Here is a 17,994-nt window from a genome sequence, read left to right on the forward strand (position 1 = left end):
CCAGCAACCTGAGCCTGCTGCTCTGCCACTAGTGAGACCCCGTGCCCGGGACGGCCAGCGACGGCGGCCGCCCCGGGCACACCCGTTCCAGGAAGGAGGGACCGTGCGGGCAGCCGACCGGCTGGTGACCGAGACCGTACGGCGTGGCGGACCCTGGCTGGCCGTCCTCGCGGTCACCTCCGTGCTGGGCGCGTTCGCTCAGCTCGCGCTCCCCCTGGTGCTGGGCAGGACCGTCGACGAACTCGTGGCCGACGGCACGGGCGCGGCGACCTGGCTCGGCGCCTGCGCGGGCGTGGTCATCCTGACCGTGGCCTGCGACACCCTCGGCGTCTGGGCCTCGGGATCGAGCGGCGCACGTTCCTCGGCCTGGCTCAGGGAACGGGTGGTGCGCGGCGTCCTCGGCATCGGGCCGACGATCACCCGCCGGTTCCCCGAAGGGGACCTGGTCACCCGGATGGGCCTGAACACCGAGGAGATCGGACACGCCCCCGAGTCGCTCGTCACCGGGGCGGCGCTGGTCATCCCCACCGCGGGCGGCATCGTGGCCCTCACCCTCATCGATCCCCCGCTGACCGCGACGCTGGTCGTCGGGCTCGTCCTCATCGCGCTCGTCCTGCGGGCCTTCCTCACCGTGAGCACCGCGATCGCGGGTGACTACCAGGCGGCGCAGGGCGACATCGCCGCCCGTCTCGTCGACGCGCTCGCCGGGGCCCGTACGATCGCCGCGGCCGGTACCGCCGATCGGGAGCGGGCACGGGTGCTGACCGCGCTGCCCCTGCTGCGCAGGCACGCCATGGCCATGTGGCGGGCCAACGCGCGGGCCGGTGTGCAGGCCGGCGCCGTGGTCCCGCTGCTGGAGGTCGCGGTGCTCGGGGTGGGCGGGCTGCGACTGGCCGCCGGAGACCTCACGGCCGGCGAGTTGTACGCCGCCGCCCGCTACGTCGTGCTCGGCGCCGGCCTCGGCTCGGCACTTGGCTACATCGGCCGCCTGGCCCGGGCGCGGGCCGCCGCCGCCAGGGTGGACGAGCTGGTCGCCGAGAGCCCCCGGGCCTACGGCACACGGCCGCTGCCGCCGGGCCCCGGCAGGCTGGAACTGCGCGGCGTGGACGCGGGCGGCCTGCGCGAGGTGGACCTCGTCATCCCCGGCGGGCAGGCGGTGGCCGTGGTCGGCCGCTCGGGCGCCGGCAAGTCACTGCTCGCCGCGGTCGCCGGACGGCTGGTGGACCCGCGCCACGGCACGGTCCACCTCGACGGCGTGCCGCTGCCGGAACTCTCCCGCGAGGCGCTCCGCCGGGCCGTCGGGTACGCCTTCGAGCGCCCGGTCCTGCTCGGCGACACCGTCGCCGCCGCGATCGCCCTGGGCGTCGACACCTCCGCTCGCACCCCCGGCACCGGCCGCCGCGGCCGCCGCCGCACCGGGGAAGGCCAGGCCGAACGGCCAGGCGCGAACAGGGAGGTCGTCCGGGCCGCCGCGCGGGCGGCCCGCGCCGACACCTTCGTCCGGCGCCTCCCGCTCGGATACGACACACCACTGCAGGAGGCACCCATGTCCGGCGGTGAGCGGCAAAGGCTAGGCTTGGCCCGCGCCTTCGCGCAGGGGCGGCGCCTGCTCATCCTGGACGACGCCACCTCAAGCCTGGACACCGTCACCGAGCGCCAGGTCGCCCGGACGCTGTCCGGGGAGCTGCGCGACCGCACCCGCCTGATCGTGACCCACCGGGTGGCGACCGCCGCGGCCGCCGACCGGGTGATCTGGCTGGACGACGGCCGGGTACGCGCCTGCGGCAGCCACCGTGCCCTCTGGGCCGACCCGGCCTACCGCGCCGTCTTCCAGGCGGGCGCCTCATGACCGCCACCGGCCCGCACCGGCTTCGGGACGGCGCCCTCTTCCTGGCGGGCGCCCGGTGAACCGGCCCATCCGGCGGGCGCTCAGCAGGGACCCGTACCAGCTGGTCAGGCTCGCGGGCTGGTCCGTGGCGGAGGCCGCGCCCGCGCTGGTCATCGGCCTGGCCATCGCGCGGGCGATCGACGACGGCTTCGGCGCGGGGCGCCCCGCGACCGGGTTCGCCTGGCTGGCCCTGCTCGGCGGTGCCTGGCTGCTGGCCGCCGTCGGCGCGCGTCAGGTGGTGCTGGCCGTCGCCGCGATCGTGGAACCGTTCCGCGAGGAGCTGCTCGCGCATGTCGTCGACGACGCGCTGCGCCACTCGGCCGCCTCCGGGCAGGGACCGGGGGCGGGAGCGGTGGCCCGCGCCAACCTCCAGGTCGAGCTGGCCCGCGACGCCTTCGCCTCGGTCATCACCGTGGTCAGGTCGTTCGCGTTCACCGTGGTGAGCGTGGTGCTCGGGATGGCGACCCTCGTCCCCGGGGTGCTCGCGCTGGTGCTGCCGCCGTTCTGCGCGGGCCTCGTCCTCTTCTCCCTGTCGCTGCGCGCCCTGGCCAGGCGGCAGCGGGACTTCATCCTGGCCGACGAGCGTACCGCCGGGGCACTGGCCGACATGGTGGGCGGGCTGCGCGACATCACCGCCTGCCGGGCCGAGGAGCGGGTCGCGGGTGACGTCGGCCTCCGGGTGACCGAGCAGGCCCGCGCGGCCAGGTCGCTGGCGCGGGTGACCGCGCTGCGCACCGCGTCGCTGGCGGTGGGCGGCTGGCTGCCGGTGCTGCTGGTGCTGGCCGGGACCCCCTGGCTGCTCCGCGAGGGCGCGGGCGCCGGGGTGATCCTGGGCGCGCTGGCCTACGTCACCCAGTCGCTGGCGCCCGCACTCGGCAACCTCGTGGAGGGGCTGGGGATCAACGGCGTCCGGCTCCGGGTGGCACTCGACCGGCTACTGCGCGACGGCGACCCGCCCGTACGGGTGCGCGGGCGGCTCGCGGCCGAGAGCGGCGGGGCCGAGCTGCGCGGTGTGACGTTCGCCTACGGCCCGCACGCCGAACCGGTGATCGACCGCCTCGACCTGTCGGTCCCCGAGGGGGACCACATCGCCGTGGTCGGGCCGAGCGGCATCGGCAAGTCCACCCTCGCCGCGCTGCTGACCGGCGTGCTGCTGCCGGGCTCCGGCCAGGTCATGGTGGGCGGTGTGCCCGCCGACCGCCTCGACCCCGCCGACCGGGTGCTCATCCCCCAGCAGGCGTACGTCTTCCGCGGCTCCCTGCTGGAGAACCTGACCTATCTGTCCGGCGCTCCGAAGGAGGCGGTGGACGGGGCCGTGGACGAGGTCGGCCTGACGAACCTGGTGGCGCGGCTGGGCGGCTACTCCGCCGAGATCGACTCCGGCCTGCTCTCGCCCGCCGAGCAGCAGCTGGTCGCCCTGGCCCGCGCCTACCTGGCCCCGGCCCGGATGGTGATCCTCGACGAGGCGACCTGTCATCTGGACCCGGCGGCCGAGGCCCGCGCGGAGGAGGCGTTCGCCCGCCGGGGCGGCACGCTCCTCGTCATCGCCCACCGGCTGACCTCCGCCCTGCGGGCCCGGCGGATCCTCGTGATGGACGGCACCAGCGTCCGGCTGGGCACGCACGAGGAGATGCTCGCCGTCTCCCCGCTCTACGCCGACCTGGCCGGACAGTGGAATCCGTCGAGCAGCCAGGAGCTGGTGCCTTGACTCTCCCCGAAGCCAGAGCCCTGGGTGTGCACGCCGAAGGAGATTCGATGATCTATCCTCCCGCCGAGCGGCAACCGGTCGTCGACCACCTGCACGGCCACCCGGTGCCCGACCCGTACCGCTGGCTGGAAGACCCCGGCAGCCCCGAGACGCGGGGCTGGATGTCCGCCCAGGAGAAGCTGTGGCGCGGCCACGCCGCCGCGCTGCCCGGACATGACCGGTGGCACGCGCGGGTGGCCGCGCTGACCGGCGCCGGGATGGCCGGCGTGCCGATGTGGCGCGGCGGGAGCCGGTTCTTCCTGCGCCGTACGGCTGAGCAGGAGCACGCGGTCCTCTGTCGCATCGGCCCCGACGGGGCCGAGGAGACGCTGATCGACCCGATGGAGCTGGACCCGAGCGGGCTGACCACGCTCGACCGGTGGCAGCCCGACTCGGACGGCCGGCTGGTGGCCTACCAGCTCTCCACGCACGGCGACGAGCGCTCGGAGCTGCGGGTGATGGACGTCGCCACCCGGCGGGTGGTCGACGGCCCGATCGACCGCTGCCGGTACTCCCCGGTGGCGTGGCTGCCCGACGGGAAGGCGTTCTTCTACGTCCGCGCCCGCCGGGTCCGCCTGCACCGGCTCGGCACCCCGGCCGAGGACGACGCTGTGGTCATGGGCGAGGACCGCTCCTACGGGCTGGGGATCAGCTACAACGGGCGCTGGCTGACCGTCTCCGCGGCGGCGGACGACGGCAACGACCTCTGGCTGGCCGACCTGTCCGCCTCCTCCCCCGAACGCCCCGACCTGCGGGTCGTCCAGCGGGCGGCGGGGGCGGTGACGGTGCCCGCGGTCGGCCGCGACGGGCGCCTGTACCTGCTCACCACCCTGGACGCGCCACGGGGACGGCTCTGCGTGGCCGACCCGGCGCGCCCCGGCACCGAGCACTGGATCGAGTTGGTCGGCGAGGACCCGGAGGCGGTGATCGGCGAGTTCGCGATCGCCGGGCAGACGCTGCTCGTCGGCTGGACCCGGCACGCGATCGGCGAGATCAGCGTCCACGACCTGGCGACCGGGAAGCGGCGCGGCCTGGTGCCGCTGCCGGGGCTCGGCTCGGCCGGCGCGATGACCACCCGTCCCGAGGGCGGCCACGAGGTCTGGTTCACCTACACCGACAGCGTCACCCCGCCGAGTGTGCACCGCTACGACACCCGTACCGGGCGGACCTCGCTGTGGGGCGCCGCGCCCGGCGCGGTGCGGGTGCCGGAGCTGGAGGCCCGGCAGGTGGTCTTCGCCTCGGCGGACGGCACCCCGGTGCGGATGGTCGTGCTGGCGCGGCCCGGCTCAGGACCCCGGCCCACGATCCTGTACGGCTACGGCGGCTTCGGGCTCTCGCTCACCCCGTCGTACTCCAGCTACATCCTGCCCTGGGTCGAGGCCGGCGGGGTGTTCGCCCTCGCCCAGCTGCGCGGCGGCGGCGAGGAGGGCGCCGCCTGGCACCGGGACGGCATGCTGGAGCGCAAGCAGAACGTCTTCGACGACTTCGCGGCGGCGGCCGAGGCGCTCGTCTCCGGCGGCTGGACCACTCCCGCGCAACTGGGTGCCTGCGGCGAGTCCAACGGCGGGCTGCTGGTCGGCGCCGCGCTGACCCAGCGCCCCGACCTGTTCGCCGCCGCGGTCTGCTCGGCACCGCTGCTCGACATGGTCCGCTACGAACGCTCGGGGCTCGGCCCGGCCTGGCGTTCGGAGTACGGCTCGGCCGACGACCCCGAGCAACTGGCCTGGCTGCTGTCCTACTCCCCCTACCACCGCGTCGCCGAGGGCGTCGACTATCCGGCGACGCTGCTGACCACCTTCGGCGGCGACTCCCGGGTCGATCCCCTGCACGCGCGCAAGATGTGCGCGGCACTGCAGTGGGCGACCTCGGGCTCGCGGCCGATCCTGCTCCGCCACGAGGAGGGCGTCGGCCACGGCTCCCGCGCGACCGGCCGCGCGGTCGCCCTGGCCGCCGACATGCTCACCTTCCTCGCGGCCCACACCGGCCTGGATCTCCATACGTAAAGCCCCTGGTCACCGCCACCGGCCCTGAGGTCAAGAAGGCGGGCAGTGGTCGAGGAAGGCCGGTGCCCACGGTTGCGTGGGAAGGTGGGCACCGGCCTTCTGGGGCGGTCCGTCATCCGGCACGGGGGAGCTCGGACACGGACCGGTCTTGGTGGGCAGCGCGAACCCGACGGCCTTACCTGGGGTCCCGGTGGCGCACATCCGGGTCACATACGCCCGGCAGCGGCCCTTGGACAGTGCGTGCACCAGCAGCAGCCCGCGCCCGCGTTCGGCGAACAGGCTCAGATCGGGTTCGTCACCGCAGGCGCGCAGCCGATCGAGGATGGCGGGGATACCGTCGAGGTCCCGGTCTGCGTCGATGACCTCGCACCAGGACGGCTCACCGTCCACGAAGACGACGCGCAACTCGAAGGGCTGCCAGCCGTGCTCCTCGGCGTTGGCTGCCAACTCGGCAACGGCGCTCTCGGCGTCGCTGAGTTCCTCACCGTCGAAGCCCGCGTTCTGGAGCACCTGCCTGACGACGGCTCGGGCCCGATGAGCGGCGGAGCCGGGCCGCAGGGTCTTCACCAGTACGCGGTAGTCGTGGAGCCTGATCGAGGGTGCCACGCCGTACCTCCCGGGTCTCGTCGACAGGCCGTATACCGTCCCGCCGTCCGTCACCCAGTGGACCAGCGACGCGACACAGAGTGATGAACTTTCCGCTGTGAAGGTCGTGAACCTCCCGACCACCCCGTGAAGGTCGTGAAGGTCAACAGCCCTGACCTCCAAGACCATTCACATGCTGTAGCCATCGAGCTACCGTTCGCTGGAGACAGGGAGGCCCGGATGACGCACACGCCCACGGCACTGGCCGAGATCCTGCAACGCGCCAAGATGAACCCGCGCCAGCTCGCCGCCGCGATCAACTCCTGGCTGGAAGGACGCGGCCTCGGTACCCGGCGTATCGACCCCACCGCCCCCTACGCCTGGGTCCGGCACGGCTACAAGCCCTACGACCCCATCCCCTCGGTGGCGGCCATCGTGCTCTCCGAACACCTCGGCTGCACGATCCGGGTCGAACAGCTCTGGCCGTCCCGGCAACCCTCGCCTCTGCCCGCCGTCGCCACTCTCGGCCCGTCGGCGAACGTCGAGGACATGCTCCAGTCGCTCAGCGACCTGACGAGCCTCAGCACCGGAAAACACGCCGACGTCGCCGCCGCCTCCGGACCCGACCTAGCCGCCGCCGTACTCGACGGCCTGCACGCCACCGTGTCACAACCCCACCGGCACACGGGCCGCGACCGCGTCCTGCCACCCCAGGTACGACTGATCGGCGCGCACGTCGAAGCACTGCGCAAACTCGACGACCAGCACGGCGGCGGTGCGCTCAGCCTGCGCTACATCACCAGCGAACTGCGCAACGTCCTCGACCTAGTGCAGTGCGCCGACTACGAGCCCGCCGTCGGGCACCAGCTCCTGACCATCGTCGCCGACCTCGCCCAACTCGTCGGCTGGGTCCACTTCGACGCCCAACGCCCCGGCGCCGCCGAACGCTACCTCCTCCTCAGCGAACGGGTCGCCCGAGGACTGGGCGAGCTGGGCCGGGCCGCCAACGCCATCGGCATGCTCGCCTACATCTCCGCCTTCGCCGGCCACGGCCAGGAAGCCGTCCACATCGCCTCGGCGGCCGAGCGCTGCTGCCCGGCCGACCCCGTCACGCGAGCCCGGATCACCGGCCGCGTCGCCACCGCCGCAGCCGCCGCCGGAGACCTCTCCACATTCCGCAAGGCCTCAGAGAAGGCCCGGCAACTGCTGGACTCGGCCGAGGTCGCCCCGACCTACCTCTACTACCTGGAGCCCGACCAACTGGCCGCCGAGACCGGGCAGGCCCTTGTCGTCCTGGGCGAGCAGATGACCGTTTACCGCAAACCCCTTCTCAACGAGGCCATCGATCTCCTCGCTCCGATCTCCGGGATCGGTGCCCGCCCCGACTACCCGCGCTCCGCCCTCCTGCACACCACCTTCCTCACCCACGCCCACCTGCTGCGCGGCGACATGGAAGCGTCGGTCGACGCGGGCCGGGCCGCACTCACCCGGCTGGATGAGGTCCAGTCAGTCCGCGCGCTCACCTACCTGCGCCGCCTACGCCCCGCCTTCGCCCGCCGCAGCCGCTCCCCGGCGGTCGCGGCCTTCCTCCCCCACCTCGACACCGCCCTGGCCCAGACATGATCGCCGCCCGCTTCCTCATCCGGCCCCGCCCCTACGACCACCCGGACGCCACCCGCCTGGTCCGCGCCCTCTTCGACGACCAGCAACAGCGCTACGGCTACGCCGACCCCTTCGAAGCCGACCCCGCCTCCTACACCCCACCCCACGGCCTGTTCCTCATCGGCTACCTCAACACCGCCCCGGTGACCTGCGGCGGCTACCGCACCTTCGACGAACCCACCCACACCATCGAGATCAAGAAGATGTACACCGTCCCACGCCTACGCGGCCTCGGCCTGGGCGAACGCATCCTGACCGCGCTCGAACACCACGCCACACGGAGTGGCGCCCAGCGCTCCATCCTGGAGACCGGCGTACGCAACGCCGCGGCCCTCGCCCTCTACACCGGTATCGGCTACCAACCCACCGCCCGCTACGTCAACGGCCGCGACCCCGCCATCAACCGGGCGTTCACCAAGAGACTCACCTGTTCCACTCCCTGAACAGCTCGACTTCCCGCTGGACAGACCGACCCCGCACGGATCATGTGCGAGCCACACCCCCTGGGTGAGCTTCGAATCCGATGGACTGCCACAAGAAAATCCATGCCCGCACGACGTCGCACCTCGGAATCGGAGCCGTCCGTCGGCACCCAGGCATCATCCATGCGAGCTACCGGCCGTATCCCACCGGGCCACTTCGATCACCGCGAGCAGCCGTCAACGCGTGCGCGGGATAACGAAGCGCTCGTGCGGGGAATCCAGCCAGGCCGCGTGGATCTCCTCACCGGTCACCCGGCCCGCCAGGACAAAAGCCGACGAGATGCTCTCCTCGATCGACTCGCCGTACTCGTCCAGCTCGAACCTCAGCCCGTTCATGAAGGGATCCAGCGCGGTCATATCCGTCCCGGTGCGGTGTTCGGGGAGGATGAAGGAGAGCCTCACCGCCACAGTGCCGTTCACCGCGTAGTGGATTTCCTCGTTACCGCCGATGTCCCAGCTCACGCTCAGGGCCCGGCGGCCGTCCTCGGAGAGTCGCATGAGGTTTTCTTCGAGCACGACGGTAAAACCCGCGACCTGGAGGATCAGGGTCCACGTACCGGCCTGCCCGGCCAGGATCACGCCGTCACCGTACTGGATGTCCAGGTCGTCGCAGACCCCGGCGAGGGTGCACATACGGGCAGAGCCGAGATCGGCACCGAGCAGGGCGGCGATCGACCGCGGATCCCGGCCCTCGCACCAGAGGGCGGCGAACTGCTCGAACGGGCTGGTCTCGTCGTCGTATTGCTCGACGTGCGAGAGAAGCAGGTCGTACAACCGCGTATCAGAGCTCACGAATTCTCTTTCCGCCGACATCGGCAAAGCGTAGTGGCCGAAGTCGTGCCGCTCGCACTCGATGCCTACTCCTCTAAAGGGAGTCGAGGCGGGTCATCTCGTCCGGTGAGAGCCGCAGGGCGCCGGCGGCCACGTTGTCGGCCAGGTGATCGGGGTTGCCGGTGCCGGGGATGGCCAGCACGTGTGGCCCGCGCTGCAGCGTCCAGGCCAGCCGGACCTGCGCGGCCGTCACACCGTGCGCGCGTGCGACGGCGAACACCTCCTCGCTGTCGGTGACGCTCGCCCCCGCCTCGCGCCCGGCACCGGCGATCGCGAAGAACGGTACGAACGCCACCCCCTGCTCCCCGCAGATACGTAGGAACTCGTGGTCCTCGGACCGTGCGCCGATGCCGTAGGCGTTCTGCACGCAGACCACCGGTGCGATGGCCTGGGCCTCGGCGAGGTGCGCGGGCGTGACGTTGGAGATGCCCAGATGCCGGATCAGCCCCGCGTCGCGCAGGTCGGCCAGCGCACCGAAATGCTCGGCGATCGAGCCGGTCGCCTGGCTCCGCGGGATGCGCAGGTTCACCACGTCGAGGTGATCCCGGCCGAGCTGACGCAGGTTCTCCTCGACCTGGCCGCGCAGCTGCTCCGGCCTGGCCCACAGCCACTCACCCGACGGATCCCGGCCCGGCCCGACCTTGGTGACGATGACCAGGTCATCGGGGTACGGCGCCAGCGCGCGGTTGATCAGCTCGTTCGCCGAGCGCAGCGCCGAGAAGTAGAAGGCCGCGGTGTCGATGTGGTTCACCCCGAGCTCGACCGCGCGGCGCAGCACGGTGATCGCCTGACCGCGATCGCTCGGGACGCTGTTCCCGAACACCGTGCCGTGCTGCGCCAGACGCATCGCGCCGAACCCGATCCGGTTGACCGGCAGGTCGCCGAGCTCGAAGCTGCCCGCGGCCGCGGCGGTGATCGTCTTTGCGGTCATCGAATCTCCTTGAGCGTGGAGACCCCCGCCTTCAGGTGTGAGGAGAAGGTCAAGGTCGAAGTCTGCCAGCTCCATCGACGGGACAGGGCTTCGATGATCTGGCTCATGCTCGATGGTCAGGGGGCGGAGAAAAGCCGTCTCACCGACCATGAAGGACCGGGGTGCACGGCCTTGGCGCAGGGCTCGATCCTGGACCTGCCCTCCCGCGAGGCGGCGCTGGAGTGGGCGAAGAAGATCGCGGCCTCCTGCCGCTGCGTGCAGGAGGTCCGGGCGTTCCAGTACGACCCGCTCACCTGACGGCGTACGGCCACCCCCGCGCCGCCCGCATGCCCCGCCTTCTCACACGCGGGCGGTGTGGCCCCGGTCAGTCGGCGTCGATGCGGTCGAGGAGGTCCTTCAGGGCGCCGCCTGACGGCCCCCGGATCAACAGGAGTTCCTCCCTTGTTAGAGCGGTGCTCTAAATCCCCTCCGCGGCTCTGGCGGTCGCAGCGACGTGCTCGTCGGCGGTCATGCCGAGGCCGGGGTCGTGCCGGTTGAGGTCGTGCTGGTCGTCGGCCCACCGCCGGTAGTCCCGCCGGACGGTGGGCTCGTCGGAGTCGACGATGCGGGCGATGTCGGCCCAGGTGACCCCGGCCAGTAACGCGTGGTGGACGTTGGCGGGATGACGCACGGTGCGTGCGATGCATTCCGCCAGCGCCAGCAGCTCGATGTGCTCGGCCACGGTGAGCGGAGGACGGTCATCGGCTCCATGCCGGACGGGGTCATAGATTCCCCGGTCCACCAGCTCGATCCGGGCGCGAGCCGACGCGTGCCTGGCGGCCAGCTCGTTGTAGCGCTCCAGCTGCCGGCTGACGGGCATGTCGTAGCGAGCGTCGCGCCAGGTCGCGATGTGCTCGGGCATGGTCATGACGACTTCTCCAGGGCGATCGGGTGCCGGCTTCCAGGGGTCACCGATGTGGCGAACCGCACTTCAGCGATCATGCCTCAGATCTGTGAGACGAATGGGCGGATATCTCAGATCGCTGAACGGCTTCCCGTGCTCCGTGGTCGGCTCGACCGTCACGGCGAGCGTGCCGGGAGAGGCGCCTTGTCCTGTTGTCGCCGCTGTGACAAGACCGCCGCCCGGGGGTGGGCGGCGGCGATCGGCCCTGTCAGCCCGCGAACGTCACCGTTCCGTACTGGTAGTACGTCTTGCCGTTCTCGTCACCGCTGTGGTTGCGCCCCGTCATGACCTGGTTGAAACCGGCCTGCGTGGTGTGGCCGCTCTCCGTGTAGGAACCCGTCCACGTCCGGTCGGTGATGCGGACCTGAATCCCCTGCCAGTAGAGAGCCCCGGTCTTGTAAATGGTGGAGCCGTTCTCGTCACCGTGGTGCCAACGCCCGACGATCGCCTGGTCCAGCGGTGCGGAGAAGTTCGACCTGCTCTCCTTCGCGTAGCCGTACCAGTCGCCGGTGAACACCTCCACCTGCACGCCGTCGATGAAAATCCAACTGCACTGGTAGGTGGTGTCGGCGTTCTCGTCCCCGTAGTGCGACCGCCCGGTCATGACCTGGCCCTCTGGGCAGGAGGCCTCGCCCCCCGACTCCTTCACGGTTCCGCTGTAGACGTACTCGACCTTGATCGTCGCCGCCGAGGCCGGGACCGGGATGTTCAGCGCCGCGACGGCGGCGACCGCCAGCGCGGCGAACGCGAACTTCTTCATGTCGTCTTCCTTTCCGGGGTCAGGCGTCGATGGTCACGTAGGCGTGCTGGTAGCGGGTGTTGCCGTTCTCGTCCCCGGAGTGCGCGCGACCGATCAGAACCCGCTGGGTGCCGGTCTGGTAGTTGTGGTTGCTCTCCTTGAGGTCGCCGGTCCACAGGGGATCGATCAGCCGCACCGTCTGTCCCCGCCACGCCAGGGAGGCGGAGCGGTACCGGGTCCAGCCGTTCTCGTCGAGGATGTGCCGACGCCCGACGAGCGCCTGGTTCGGCGGGGAGGAGTAGTTGGAGTTGTTCTCCCGGTATTCGAGGCTCCAGTCGCCGATGCTCACCTGCACCTGCTCGTCGTTTATGAAAATCCAGCTACAGGTGTACGTCGTGTCGGCGTTCTCGTCCCCGCGGTGCGACCGCCCCGTGAGCACCTGGTTGGTGGGGCAGACGAACCAGGAGGAGGATTCCTCCTGGGTCTCGGAATAGGCCGGTACGACCCTGATCGTCACCGCCGCCGCGGACGCGGCCGGTGCGGGCGAGACCACGGCCAGGGCCGCCGCCGAAGCGGCCACCACCGCGGCGTGTACCGCCTTGCTGTACGTCCTCATCTTGTTGGTTCCTTTCCCCGTGCGAATACGGCCAGGGAGGCCGCGTGGTGCGGGCCAAAGTATGAGTCGCGCACAGTGGAGACGGCGTCCGCCTGACGGATGATCAACTATCCGCCCGCTTGCGGACGACTCCTCACCGACTACCGACAGGACGAAGCCCCGGCCCCCTCTTCTGCAGGGGGCCGGGGCTTCGTTGTCACACTCCCGCTCAACTCGGCGCTGCGGGGGATGGCTGTGTCCGCTCCCAGATGCGGTGGGAGTCCGGTACGGGATAAGCGGTGTCGGTGGGGGTGATGTCCCAGATGCGGGTGGAGCCGAGCCGGGTGTCGAAGGGCGGCCAGCCGGGGTCGCCGGTAGCGGCGAAAGCGGTCCATGCGGTGCGGATCCGGTGGGACAGGGCGGCGAAGTCGGCGGGGGGCGGGGTGCCGAGGAAACGGGCGGCGTAGCGGGTGTGCGGCAGGCCGAAGACGAACGGAAGGTCGATGCCGTGGGCGGCGCCGATCGGTCCTTGCCAGGCGAAGTCGTACAGCCAGGTGCGGCCGCCCGTCCTGGCGTGCGCTTCGGCGGTGAAGGTGGTCGGCATGCGCACCAGGGCGTCGGACATCAGCGTGGTGAACAGTTCGGTGACGGTGCTGTCGGGGTAGGCGGCCCGATAGGCCGGGGCGGCGTCGGGGGCGAGGCCGAAGCTGATCGCAACGGCCGCCAGGTCGATCCGCGCCGGGTCGGCCGGGGGCGGGAAACCGCGGTATTCGTCGTGGGTGAAGCCGCAGAGCAGGTCGATGTGGCGGGCACGCCCGTCGGCGAGAGCCTGCCAGGGAGGTGCGGTGACCAGGTCACCGTCGATGACGGGAGCGAACGCGCCGCCGGGGCGCCCGCCGGTCAGCTGGGCGTCCGGCACTTCCAGGAGGGCTTCGGCGGGCAGCGCGGCCAGGGCGTCTCGGGTAGGGGCGGTGCCGACGGCTGCCGCGAGCCGTTCGGTGACCCGCCGGGCTTCGGGGGCGCCGAGGTGGCCCGCGGGAAGGCTCTGCACGATGCACCGCCGGAACAGGCCGGCGGCGGCCGGCGCTGCGGCGAGCAGGGCGGCGGACGCGCCGCCGGCGGACTGGCCGAAGACGGTGACGTTGCCGGGGTCGCCGCCGAAAGCGGCGATGTTGTCCTGGACCCAGGCGAGCGCGGCGAGCTGGTCCAGCAGGCCGCGGTTGTCGGGTACGCCGGGCAGGTGACCGAAGCCCTCGAATCCGGTGCGGTAGTCGAAGGTCACGACGACCACTCCGGATCCGGCCAGGACCGAGCCGTCGTAGTGCGGCATCGCCGCGGCGCCGTGAGTCCACTGGCCACCGTAGATCCACACCATCACCGGCAGGCGCGTGTCCCCGGGGGCCGGGGTCCAGACGTTCACCGTCAGGCAGTCCAGGCCGTCGCCGGGCTGCCACACCGCCGGAACCCCCGGCGCCGGCGGTCGTTGCGGTGGCGCGCCGCCGAAAGCGCCGGTCTCCCGTACTCCGTTCCAGGACGCGGCCGGTCGCGGCGGCAGGAAACGCCGCGCGCCATCGGGTGCGGCGGCGTACGGGATGCCCTTGAACGAGACGACGCCCTCGTGGGTACGGCCGCGGACCAGACCTTGCTGGGTCTGCACCGTGTCGTGCATGTGTTCCTCCTGACAAGACCCCAGGCGTCGATCGGCTCTGGGGGGCGCGGTTGGATCGAGGCGCTCTCCGTCAGCGCGGGGACTGCCAGGCGCCGGTAGGGCCGTCCTTGGCGAGCTTGGCGAGCAGGCCGTGCAGGGTCTGCTGCTCCTTGAGGGTGAGCGGGCTGAAGAACTCCGCCGAGGCCTGCTCGCTGAGCCGCTCGACTTCCCGGATCTTGTCCAGGCCGGCGGGAAGGATGTGTACCTCCATCGCGCGGCGGTCGCCGATGTGCGGCCGGCGCTCCGCCAGATCCATCGCCTCCAGCTCGTTCACCAGGGTGACCATGACGGGCTTGAACACCCTCAGCCGGTCGCTCAGCCGAGCCTGGATCATCGGGCCGTGCTGAATCTGGGTGAGCACGCCCAGGTGCTGTGGTTTCAGCCCGACCTGCGCCGCGACCTGCTCATAGGCCTCGCGGGCGTGGGCTGCGACCCAGTTCAGCAGGAAGCCGGTCCACCTGGTCAGGGCTTCGGGCGGTCCGTCCGCGACTTCATTCCCGGATTCGTTAACGTTCATAACGTTAATAACCTTAACGTTTTTGCGGGGTGCGGCCAAACCGCGCCGGGGCCGACGTCGGGCCGGCCAGGCCTCTGCGGTGATCGAGACCTCGCCCGCCCTGTCGGCCCTCCGTCCGGGTTCGCGTGACGAGCCCCGGAGCGGACCGTCCTTGTCCTGCGGCTCGTTGAAGAAGGCCGTTACCGAGGAGGAGAAGGCCCAGTGGTCAACGCGTCCCCGGAAGGGCTTGAGGTCGGCGAGTCGTCAGCCGATCGCGGTGCGCGCGGTTGGCGTCGATGAGCCGGTCGAGGGCGTCACGGGCGCCGGAGAGCTCATTGATGTGCCGGTCGATCCGGTCTCGCTCCTGTACCAGCCGCTCGAACGCCTCGTCGGAGTTCTGCTCGCTGGGCGAGTCGACGCACGGCAACAGCTCGACGATCGTACGACTGGAGAGCCCGGCGGCGTACAGGCGCTGGACGAACCTCACCCGCTCGATCTCGTCGTCGGTGTAGTGACGCTGGCCGCTGGTGCTGCGCGTGCTGGCGAGCAGGCCCTGCTCCTCGTAGTAGCGCAGGGAACGGACGCTCACCCCGGTCCGCGACGCCAACTCCCCGATCCGCATCGCACCTCCCATCGAAAATCCTCGGCTAAACGCTTGCATCTGACGTCAGTGTCAGGTCTTAGCTTAGTCCTCGCATCCAGCCGACGGACGCGACCATCCGCAGGAACCCCGAAAGGCGCGCAGAAATGACGACCCTGTTCGACCGCTACCAGCTCGGTGCGCTGAGCTTGCCCAATCGCGTGGTGATGGCCCCGATGACCCGGGTCCGCGCGGGTGCGGGCGGCCTGGCGACACCGTCGATGGTGACCTACTACGCCCAGCGCGCCACTGCCGGGCTCATCGTGACCGAAGGGGTGCAGCCCAGCCTTGTCGGGCAGTCCAACCCCGGCACCCCGGGGCTGTACACCGACGCGCAGGTCACAGCCTGGCTGCCGGTCACCGATGCGGTCCACACCAACGGCGGGCGCGTCTTCGCCCAGATCATGCACTCAGGCCGGGTCTCCCACCCCGACACCACGGGGATGCGGCCGGTGGGCCCCTCGGCCGTTCCCGCCGCCGGGGAGGTGTTCACCCCGACAGGCCCCAAGCCCGCACCCGTGCCGCGGGCGTTGGACACCGCCGAGGTGCCCGAGCACGCGCGATCCTACGCCGAGGCCGCCCGCCGGGCCGTCGACGCCGGCTTCGACGGCGTGGAACTGCACGGCGCGAACGGCTACCTCATCGCCCAGTTCCTCTCCAGTACCGCCAACCTGCGCACCGACGCCTACGGCGGATCGATCGCCAACCGGATCCGATTCGCCGTGGAGGCGGTGTCCGCGACCGTCGAGGCGGTGGGAGGCCACCGGACCGGCATCCGACTCTCCCCCGGCGCGGGCATCTGGGGCGCGCAGGACACCGACGTCCCCGCCTTGTACGGCGCGCTGCTCGCCGAGCTGGCCCCCCTGGATCTGGCGTACGTCCACCTTGAGGCCAGCACCGACGAGGACGTGCTCGTCGGGCTGCGCAAGGCCTGGCCCGCCGCGCTCATCGTCAACCCGGTCTTCCCGATGGCCCCTCGGCAGACGGACAAGACAGCCGCTGATCACTGGCTGGGGCTCGGCGCCGACCTGATCAGCTTCGGCCGCGCCTTCATCGCCAACCCCGACCTGGTGGAGCGGCTGCGCCAGGGGCTCCCGATCGCACCGCACGACGAGTCCACCTGGTACCAGGGTGGCGATGCCGGCTACCTCACCTACCCCGCCTACCGGCACACAGCCTGACACTGAGCGGCTCGCGGTCTCCACCTGTTGCCCGCCCAGGCCCGGACCTGTCGCCTGCTTGCACCTTGGAGCATCACCCAGGGGCGATTACCGTACGTGCCCAATCAGGTGACGTCTGTGATACCTGACTGGTGAGACAGTTGAGACGGGGGACACCACAGAGAACAGGCCCGGCAAGTGGGCCCTCTCCCCCGAGGAGCGCCAGTGTCCGTTTCTCTCAAGTCTCGCCTGAGATTCACTGCCCTTGTGGCCGCAGGTGCCACCATGAGTTTGCTGGGGACCCCGGTCCCGGCACAGGCCGCCACCGGCGAGGTGGTCGTCTTCGAGGTCGAGCCCATACCGCTGAAGGTCTACACCGATCCCAGCGGCTGCGTGAAGCTGCCCCCCGCCGCCCACGTGCTCATCAACCAGACCGATAAACCTGTCCGCACCTACTCCGACCCGCTCTGCCTCGGCCCCTCCCTCACGGTCCAGCCCGGCTACGGCACCCACGTCGCACCTGGGAGCGGAAGCTTCTCCGTTTAGGTGACCCGGAGACGTCCACGCGAAGAGGCCCGCCACCAGGCGTTTGGTAGCGGGCCTCGCCACGGTGCCGGATGCCTGAGACGACCCCGGCGACCGGCGCAGCAGGCTTTCAGCCGGGCAGACCAACGGGCCGGTCGCCGCTGGATTCGAGTGCGCCATGAGTGCGGCCGGGTGTTGCATGGGTCAGATGATCGACGAACCGCTGGAACGACTCCGTACCGCCGCCCGACGTACCCGTGAACTGGCTCTCGACCGGGCGGGCACCGGCCTGGGCCACGAGGACGCCGACGACGACGTCGGCACGATCGGCACCGACGGTGCCCTCGGCTTCGACCCGTTCCCGCTGCTCGAAGCCCTCCACCGCCACGGCGTCCGAGCCGTCGTGATCGGGCAGGTCGCCGGCATCATGCATGGATCCACCGAACTGACCGGCGATCTGGACCTGCTCTGGGATGGCGTGCCGGCTCACGCTCCGGCCCTGGCGGCCGCCTTCACCTCCGTCGACGCTCAACTCGCCGACGAAACAGGCAACCCCGTAGCAACTCACCCGGATTCCTTTCTCCGCCCCAAAGTGCAGTTCACCTCACCCGGAGCCGGCGGCGACTGCTGCACCCCGGCGCTCCCTTGGGGCAACCTTCACGTCCGAGAGTGCCTCGACCACGCGATCACCGCAGTCGACCCGGGCGGCCTGGAAGTGCACTACGTCTCCCGACAGGACCTGATCCGGATGCGCCGCGCCCTCGGCCGCCCCAAGGACCTCCGGCGAGCAGACGAACTGGACTCGCTCACCTCCGACTCCGCCGAAGATCGTTCGACGTCCGGCGGAGCCGAGGCGGCCGGAGACCGCCAGGAGCAGGCGAGTGAGACGTCAGCGGACGACGATGACGACTTCGACGCGCCGGCGTTCATCAAGTCCGCGCCGGCCCGGCGGCGTCCGCGGAACGGAAGAAAAACATGACACAAGTCGTCGGGTTTCAGAGCGACCATGGGTTCACCGGTCGGCGCCGACGGGGGTGGTGAAGCGGCCGCTCAGCGCCA

Annotated in this window: 18 protein-coding genes; 9 read left to right on the forward strand and 9 right to left on the reverse strand. The window is 71.2% G+C overall.

Features of this window, described 5'->3' with window-relative positions; genetic code table 11:
- The first annotated feature begins 103 nt into the window (after positions 1 to 103).
- Genes AB0K21_RS05505 through AB0K21_RS05515 form a run of 3 tightly spaced genes read left to right on the forward strand, consistent with a single transcriptional unit; the run spans position 104 to position 5,638 of the window.
- Positions 104 to 1,849 carry an ABC transporter ATP-binding protein gene (locus AB0K21_RS05505; protein ID WP_364148021.1) on the forward strand — a complete coding sequence of 582 codons (1,746 nt, stop codon included), beginning with the start codon at positions 104 to 106 and terminating at the stop codon, positions 1,847 to 1,849.
- Between the two features lie 55 nt (positions 1,850 to 1,904).
- Positions 1,905 to 3,596, forward strand: coding sequence for an ABC transporter ATP-binding protein (locus AB0K21_RS05510; protein WP_364148024.1), 1,692 nt, complete (start codon positions 1,905 to 1,907; stop codon positions 3,594 to 3,596).
- A 47-nt stretch (positions 3,597 to 3,643) separates the two neighbouring features.
- Positions 3,644 to 5,638, forward strand: a complete 1,995-nt coding sequence (locus AB0K21_RS05515; protein WP_364148027.1) for a prolyl oligopeptidase family serine peptidase — start codon at positions 3,644 to 3,646, stop codon at positions 5,636 to 5,638.
- A 30-nt stretch (positions 5,639 to 5,668) separates the two neighbouring features.
- Here AB0K21_RS05515 and AB0K21_RS05520 read toward each other — a convergent pair whose 3' ends face one another.
- A complete protein-coding gene (locus AB0K21_RS05520) occupies positions 5,669 to 6,244 on the reverse strand; it encodes an ATP-binding protein (protein ID WP_343963524.1) in 576 nt (191 codons plus the stop codon).
- Positions 6,245 to 6,463: 219 nt separating this feature from the next.
- Between AB0K21_RS05520 and AB0K21_RS05525 the strand changes: the two genes are divergently transcribed.
- Both AB0K21_RS05525 and AB0K21_RS05530 read left to right on the forward strand, forming a co-directional pair.
- Positions 6,464 to 7,846, forward strand: a complete 1,383-nt coding sequence (locus AB0K21_RS05525) for a hypothetical protein (RefSeq protein WP_343963522.1) — start codon at positions 6,464 to 6,466, stop codon at positions 7,844 to 7,846.
- Positions 7,843 to 8,328 (forward strand): GNAT family N-acetyltransferase, encoded by a 486-nt coding sequence (locus tag AB0K21_RS05530; protein ID WP_343963520.1) that lies wholly within the window; start codon positions 7,843 to 7,845, stop codon positions 8,326 to 8,328. Before AB0K21_RS05525 ends, AB0K21_RS05530 begins: the two co-directional genes overlap by 4 nt.
- 216 nt (positions 8,329 to 8,544) lie before the next feature.
- On the opposite strand, the gene AB0K21_RS05535 is transcribed toward AB0K21_RS05530, so the two are convergent.
- Together AB0K21_RS05535 and AB0K21_RS05540 are read right to left on the reverse strand one after the other, a co-directional pair.
- Positions 8,545 to 9,159, reverse strand: a complete 615-nt coding sequence (locus AB0K21_RS05535; protein WP_343963519.1) for a DUF6461 domain-containing protein — start codon at positions 9,157 to 9,159, stop codon at positions 8,545 to 8,547.
- Positions 9,160 to 9,232: 73 nt separating this feature from the next.
- Entirely contained in the window at positions 9,233 to 10,129 is an 897-nt protein-coding gene (locus AB0K21_RS05540) for an oxidoreductase (protein ID WP_364148032.1), read from the reverse strand.
- Positions 10,130 to 10,138: 9 nt separating this feature from the next.
- Between AB0K21_RS05540 and AB0K21_RS05545 the strand changes: the two genes are divergently transcribed.
- Positions 10,139 to 10,426, forward strand: a complete 288-nt coding sequence (locus tag AB0K21_RS05545) for a hypothetical protein (RefSeq protein WP_364148034.1) — start codon at positions 10,139 to 10,141, stop codon at positions 10,424 to 10,426.
- Between the two features lie 160 nt (positions 10,427 to 10,586).
- Here AB0K21_RS05545 and AB0K21_RS05550 read toward each other — a convergent pair whose 3' ends face one another.
- From AB0K21_RS05550 to AB0K21_RS05575, 6 genes are all read right to left on the reverse strand, one after another.
- A complete protein-coding gene (locus AB0K21_RS05550) occupies positions 10,587 to 11,036 on the reverse strand; it encodes a hypothetical protein (protein ID WP_364148037.1) in 450 nt (149 codons plus the stop codon).
- Positions 11,037 to 11,280: 244 nt separating this feature from the next.
- Positions 11,281 to 11,832 carry a hypothetical protein gene (locus AB0K21_RS05555; RefSeq protein WP_343963512.1) on the reverse strand — a complete coding sequence of 184 codons (552 nt, stop codon included), beginning with the start codon at positions 11,830 to 11,832 and terminating at the stop codon, positions 11,281 to 11,283.
- Between the two features lie 19 nt (positions 11,833 to 11,851).
- On the reverse strand, positions 11,852 to 12,427 hold the full coding sequence (locus tag AB0K21_RS05560) for a hypothetical protein (RefSeq protein ID WP_343963510.1): 576 nt from the start codon (positions 12,425 to 12,427) through the stop codon (positions 11,852 to 11,854).
- 208 nt (positions 12,428 to 12,635) lie between these two features.
- On the reverse strand, positions 12,636 to 14,075 hold the full coding sequence (locus AB0K21_RS05565; protein WP_364148041.1) for a carboxylesterase family protein: 1,440 nt from the start codon (positions 14,073 to 14,075) through the stop codon (positions 12,636 to 12,638).
- A 70-nt stretch (positions 14,076 to 14,145) separates the two neighbouring features.
- Complete coding sequence (locus AB0K21_RS05570; RefSeq protein WP_364148044.1) at positions 14,146 to 14,631, reverse strand: MarR family winged helix-turn-helix transcriptional regulator; 486 nt, start codon at positions 14,629 to 14,631, stop codon at positions 14,146 to 14,148.
- A 205-nt stretch (positions 14,632 to 14,836) separates the two neighbouring features.
- Positions 14,837 to 15,232: a MerR family transcriptional regulator gene (locus tag AB0K21_RS05575; RefSeq protein WP_343963537.1), complete on the reverse strand. Its 396-nt coding sequence runs from the start codon at positions 15,230 to 15,232 to the stop codon at positions 14,837 to 14,839.
- A 125-nt stretch (positions 15,233 to 15,357) separates the two neighbouring features.
- Here AB0K21_RS05575 and AB0K21_RS05580 point away from each other — a divergent pair, with 125 nt between their 5' ends.
- From AB0K21_RS05580 to AB0K21_RS05590, 3 genes are all read left to right on the forward strand, one after another.
- The gene (locus AB0K21_RS05580; RefSeq protein WP_364148047.1) at positions 15,358 to 16,431 is read left to right on the forward strand and encodes an alkene reductase; all 1,074 of its coding nucleotides are present in this window, start codon (positions 15,358 to 15,360) and stop codon (positions 16,429 to 16,431) included.
- 264 nt (positions 16,432 to 16,695) lie between these two features.
- Positions 16,696 to 16,956: a hypothetical protein gene (locus AB0K21_RS05585; protein ID WP_343963500.1), complete on the forward strand. Its 261-nt coding sequence runs from the start codon at positions 16,696 to 16,698 to the stop codon at positions 16,954 to 16,956.
- Between the two features lie 187 nt (positions 16,957 to 17,143).
- Positions 17,144 to 17,914, forward strand: a complete 771-nt coding sequence (locus AB0K21_RS05590) for a hypothetical protein (RefSeq protein WP_343963498.1) — start codon at positions 17,144 to 17,146, stop codon at positions 17,912 to 17,914.
- Positions 17,915 to 17,994 lie beyond the last annotated feature (80 nt).

It is taken from the genome of Streptosporangium sp. NPDC049248, from assembly GCF_040678965.1.
GTDB classification, from domain to species: Bacteria; Actinomycetota; Actinomycetes; order Streptosporangiales; family Streptosporangiaceae; genus Streptosporangium; species Streptosporangium fukuiense.

Coding starts and splice junctions, on each gene's coding strand:
- AB0K21_RS05515 (WP_364148027.1), top strand. CDS start 3,644: ATGATCTATCCTCCCGCCGAGCGGCAACCGGTCGTCGACCACCTGCAC.
- AB0K21_RS05525 (WP_343963522.1), top strand. CDS start 6,464: ATGACGCACACGCCCACGGCACTGGCCGAGATCCTGCAACGCGCCAAG.
- AB0K21_RS05530 (WP_343963520.1), top strand. CDS start 7,843: ATGATCGCCGCCCGCTTCCTCATCCGGCCCCGCCCCTACGACCACCCG.
- AB0K21_RS05540 (WP_364148032.1), bottom strand. CDS start 10,129: ATGACCGCAAAGACGATCACCGCCGCGGCCGCGGGCAGCTTCGAGCTC.
- AB0K21_RS05550 (WP_364148037.1), bottom strand. CDS start 11,036: ATGACCATGCCCGAGCACATCGCGACCTGGCGCGACGCTCGCTACGAC.
- AB0K21_RS05555 (WP_343963512.1), bottom strand. CDS start 11,832: ATGAAGAAGTTCGCGTTCGCCGCGCTGGCGGTCGCCGCCGTCGCGGCG.
- AB0K21_RS05560 (WP_343963510.1), bottom strand. CDS start 12,427: ATGAGGACGTACAGCAAGGCGGTACACGCCGCGGTGGTGGCCGCTTCG.
- AB0K21_RS05565 (WP_364148041.1), bottom strand. CDS start 14,075: ATGCACGACACGGTGCAGACCCAGCAAGGTCTGGTCCGCGGCCGTACC.
- AB0K21_RS05570 (WP_364148044.1), bottom strand. CDS start 14,631: ATGAACGTTAACGAATCCGGGAATGAAGTCGCGGACGGACCGCCCGAA.
- AB0K21_RS05575 (WP_343963537.1), bottom strand. CDS start 15,232: ATGCGGATCGGGGAGTTGGCGTCGCGGACCGGGGTGAGCGTCCGTTCC.
- AB0K21_RS05580 (WP_364148047.1), top strand. CDS start 15,358: ATGACGACCCTGTTCGACCGCTACCAGCTCGGTGCGCTGAGCTTGCCC.
- AB0K21_RS05585 (WP_343963500.1), top strand. CDS start 16,696: ATGAGTTTGCTGGGGACCCCGGTCCCGGCACAGGCCGCCACCGGCGAG.
- AB0K21_RS05590 (WP_343963498.1), top strand. CDS start 17,144: ATGATCGACGAACCGCTGGAACGACTCCGTACCGCCGCCCGACGTACC.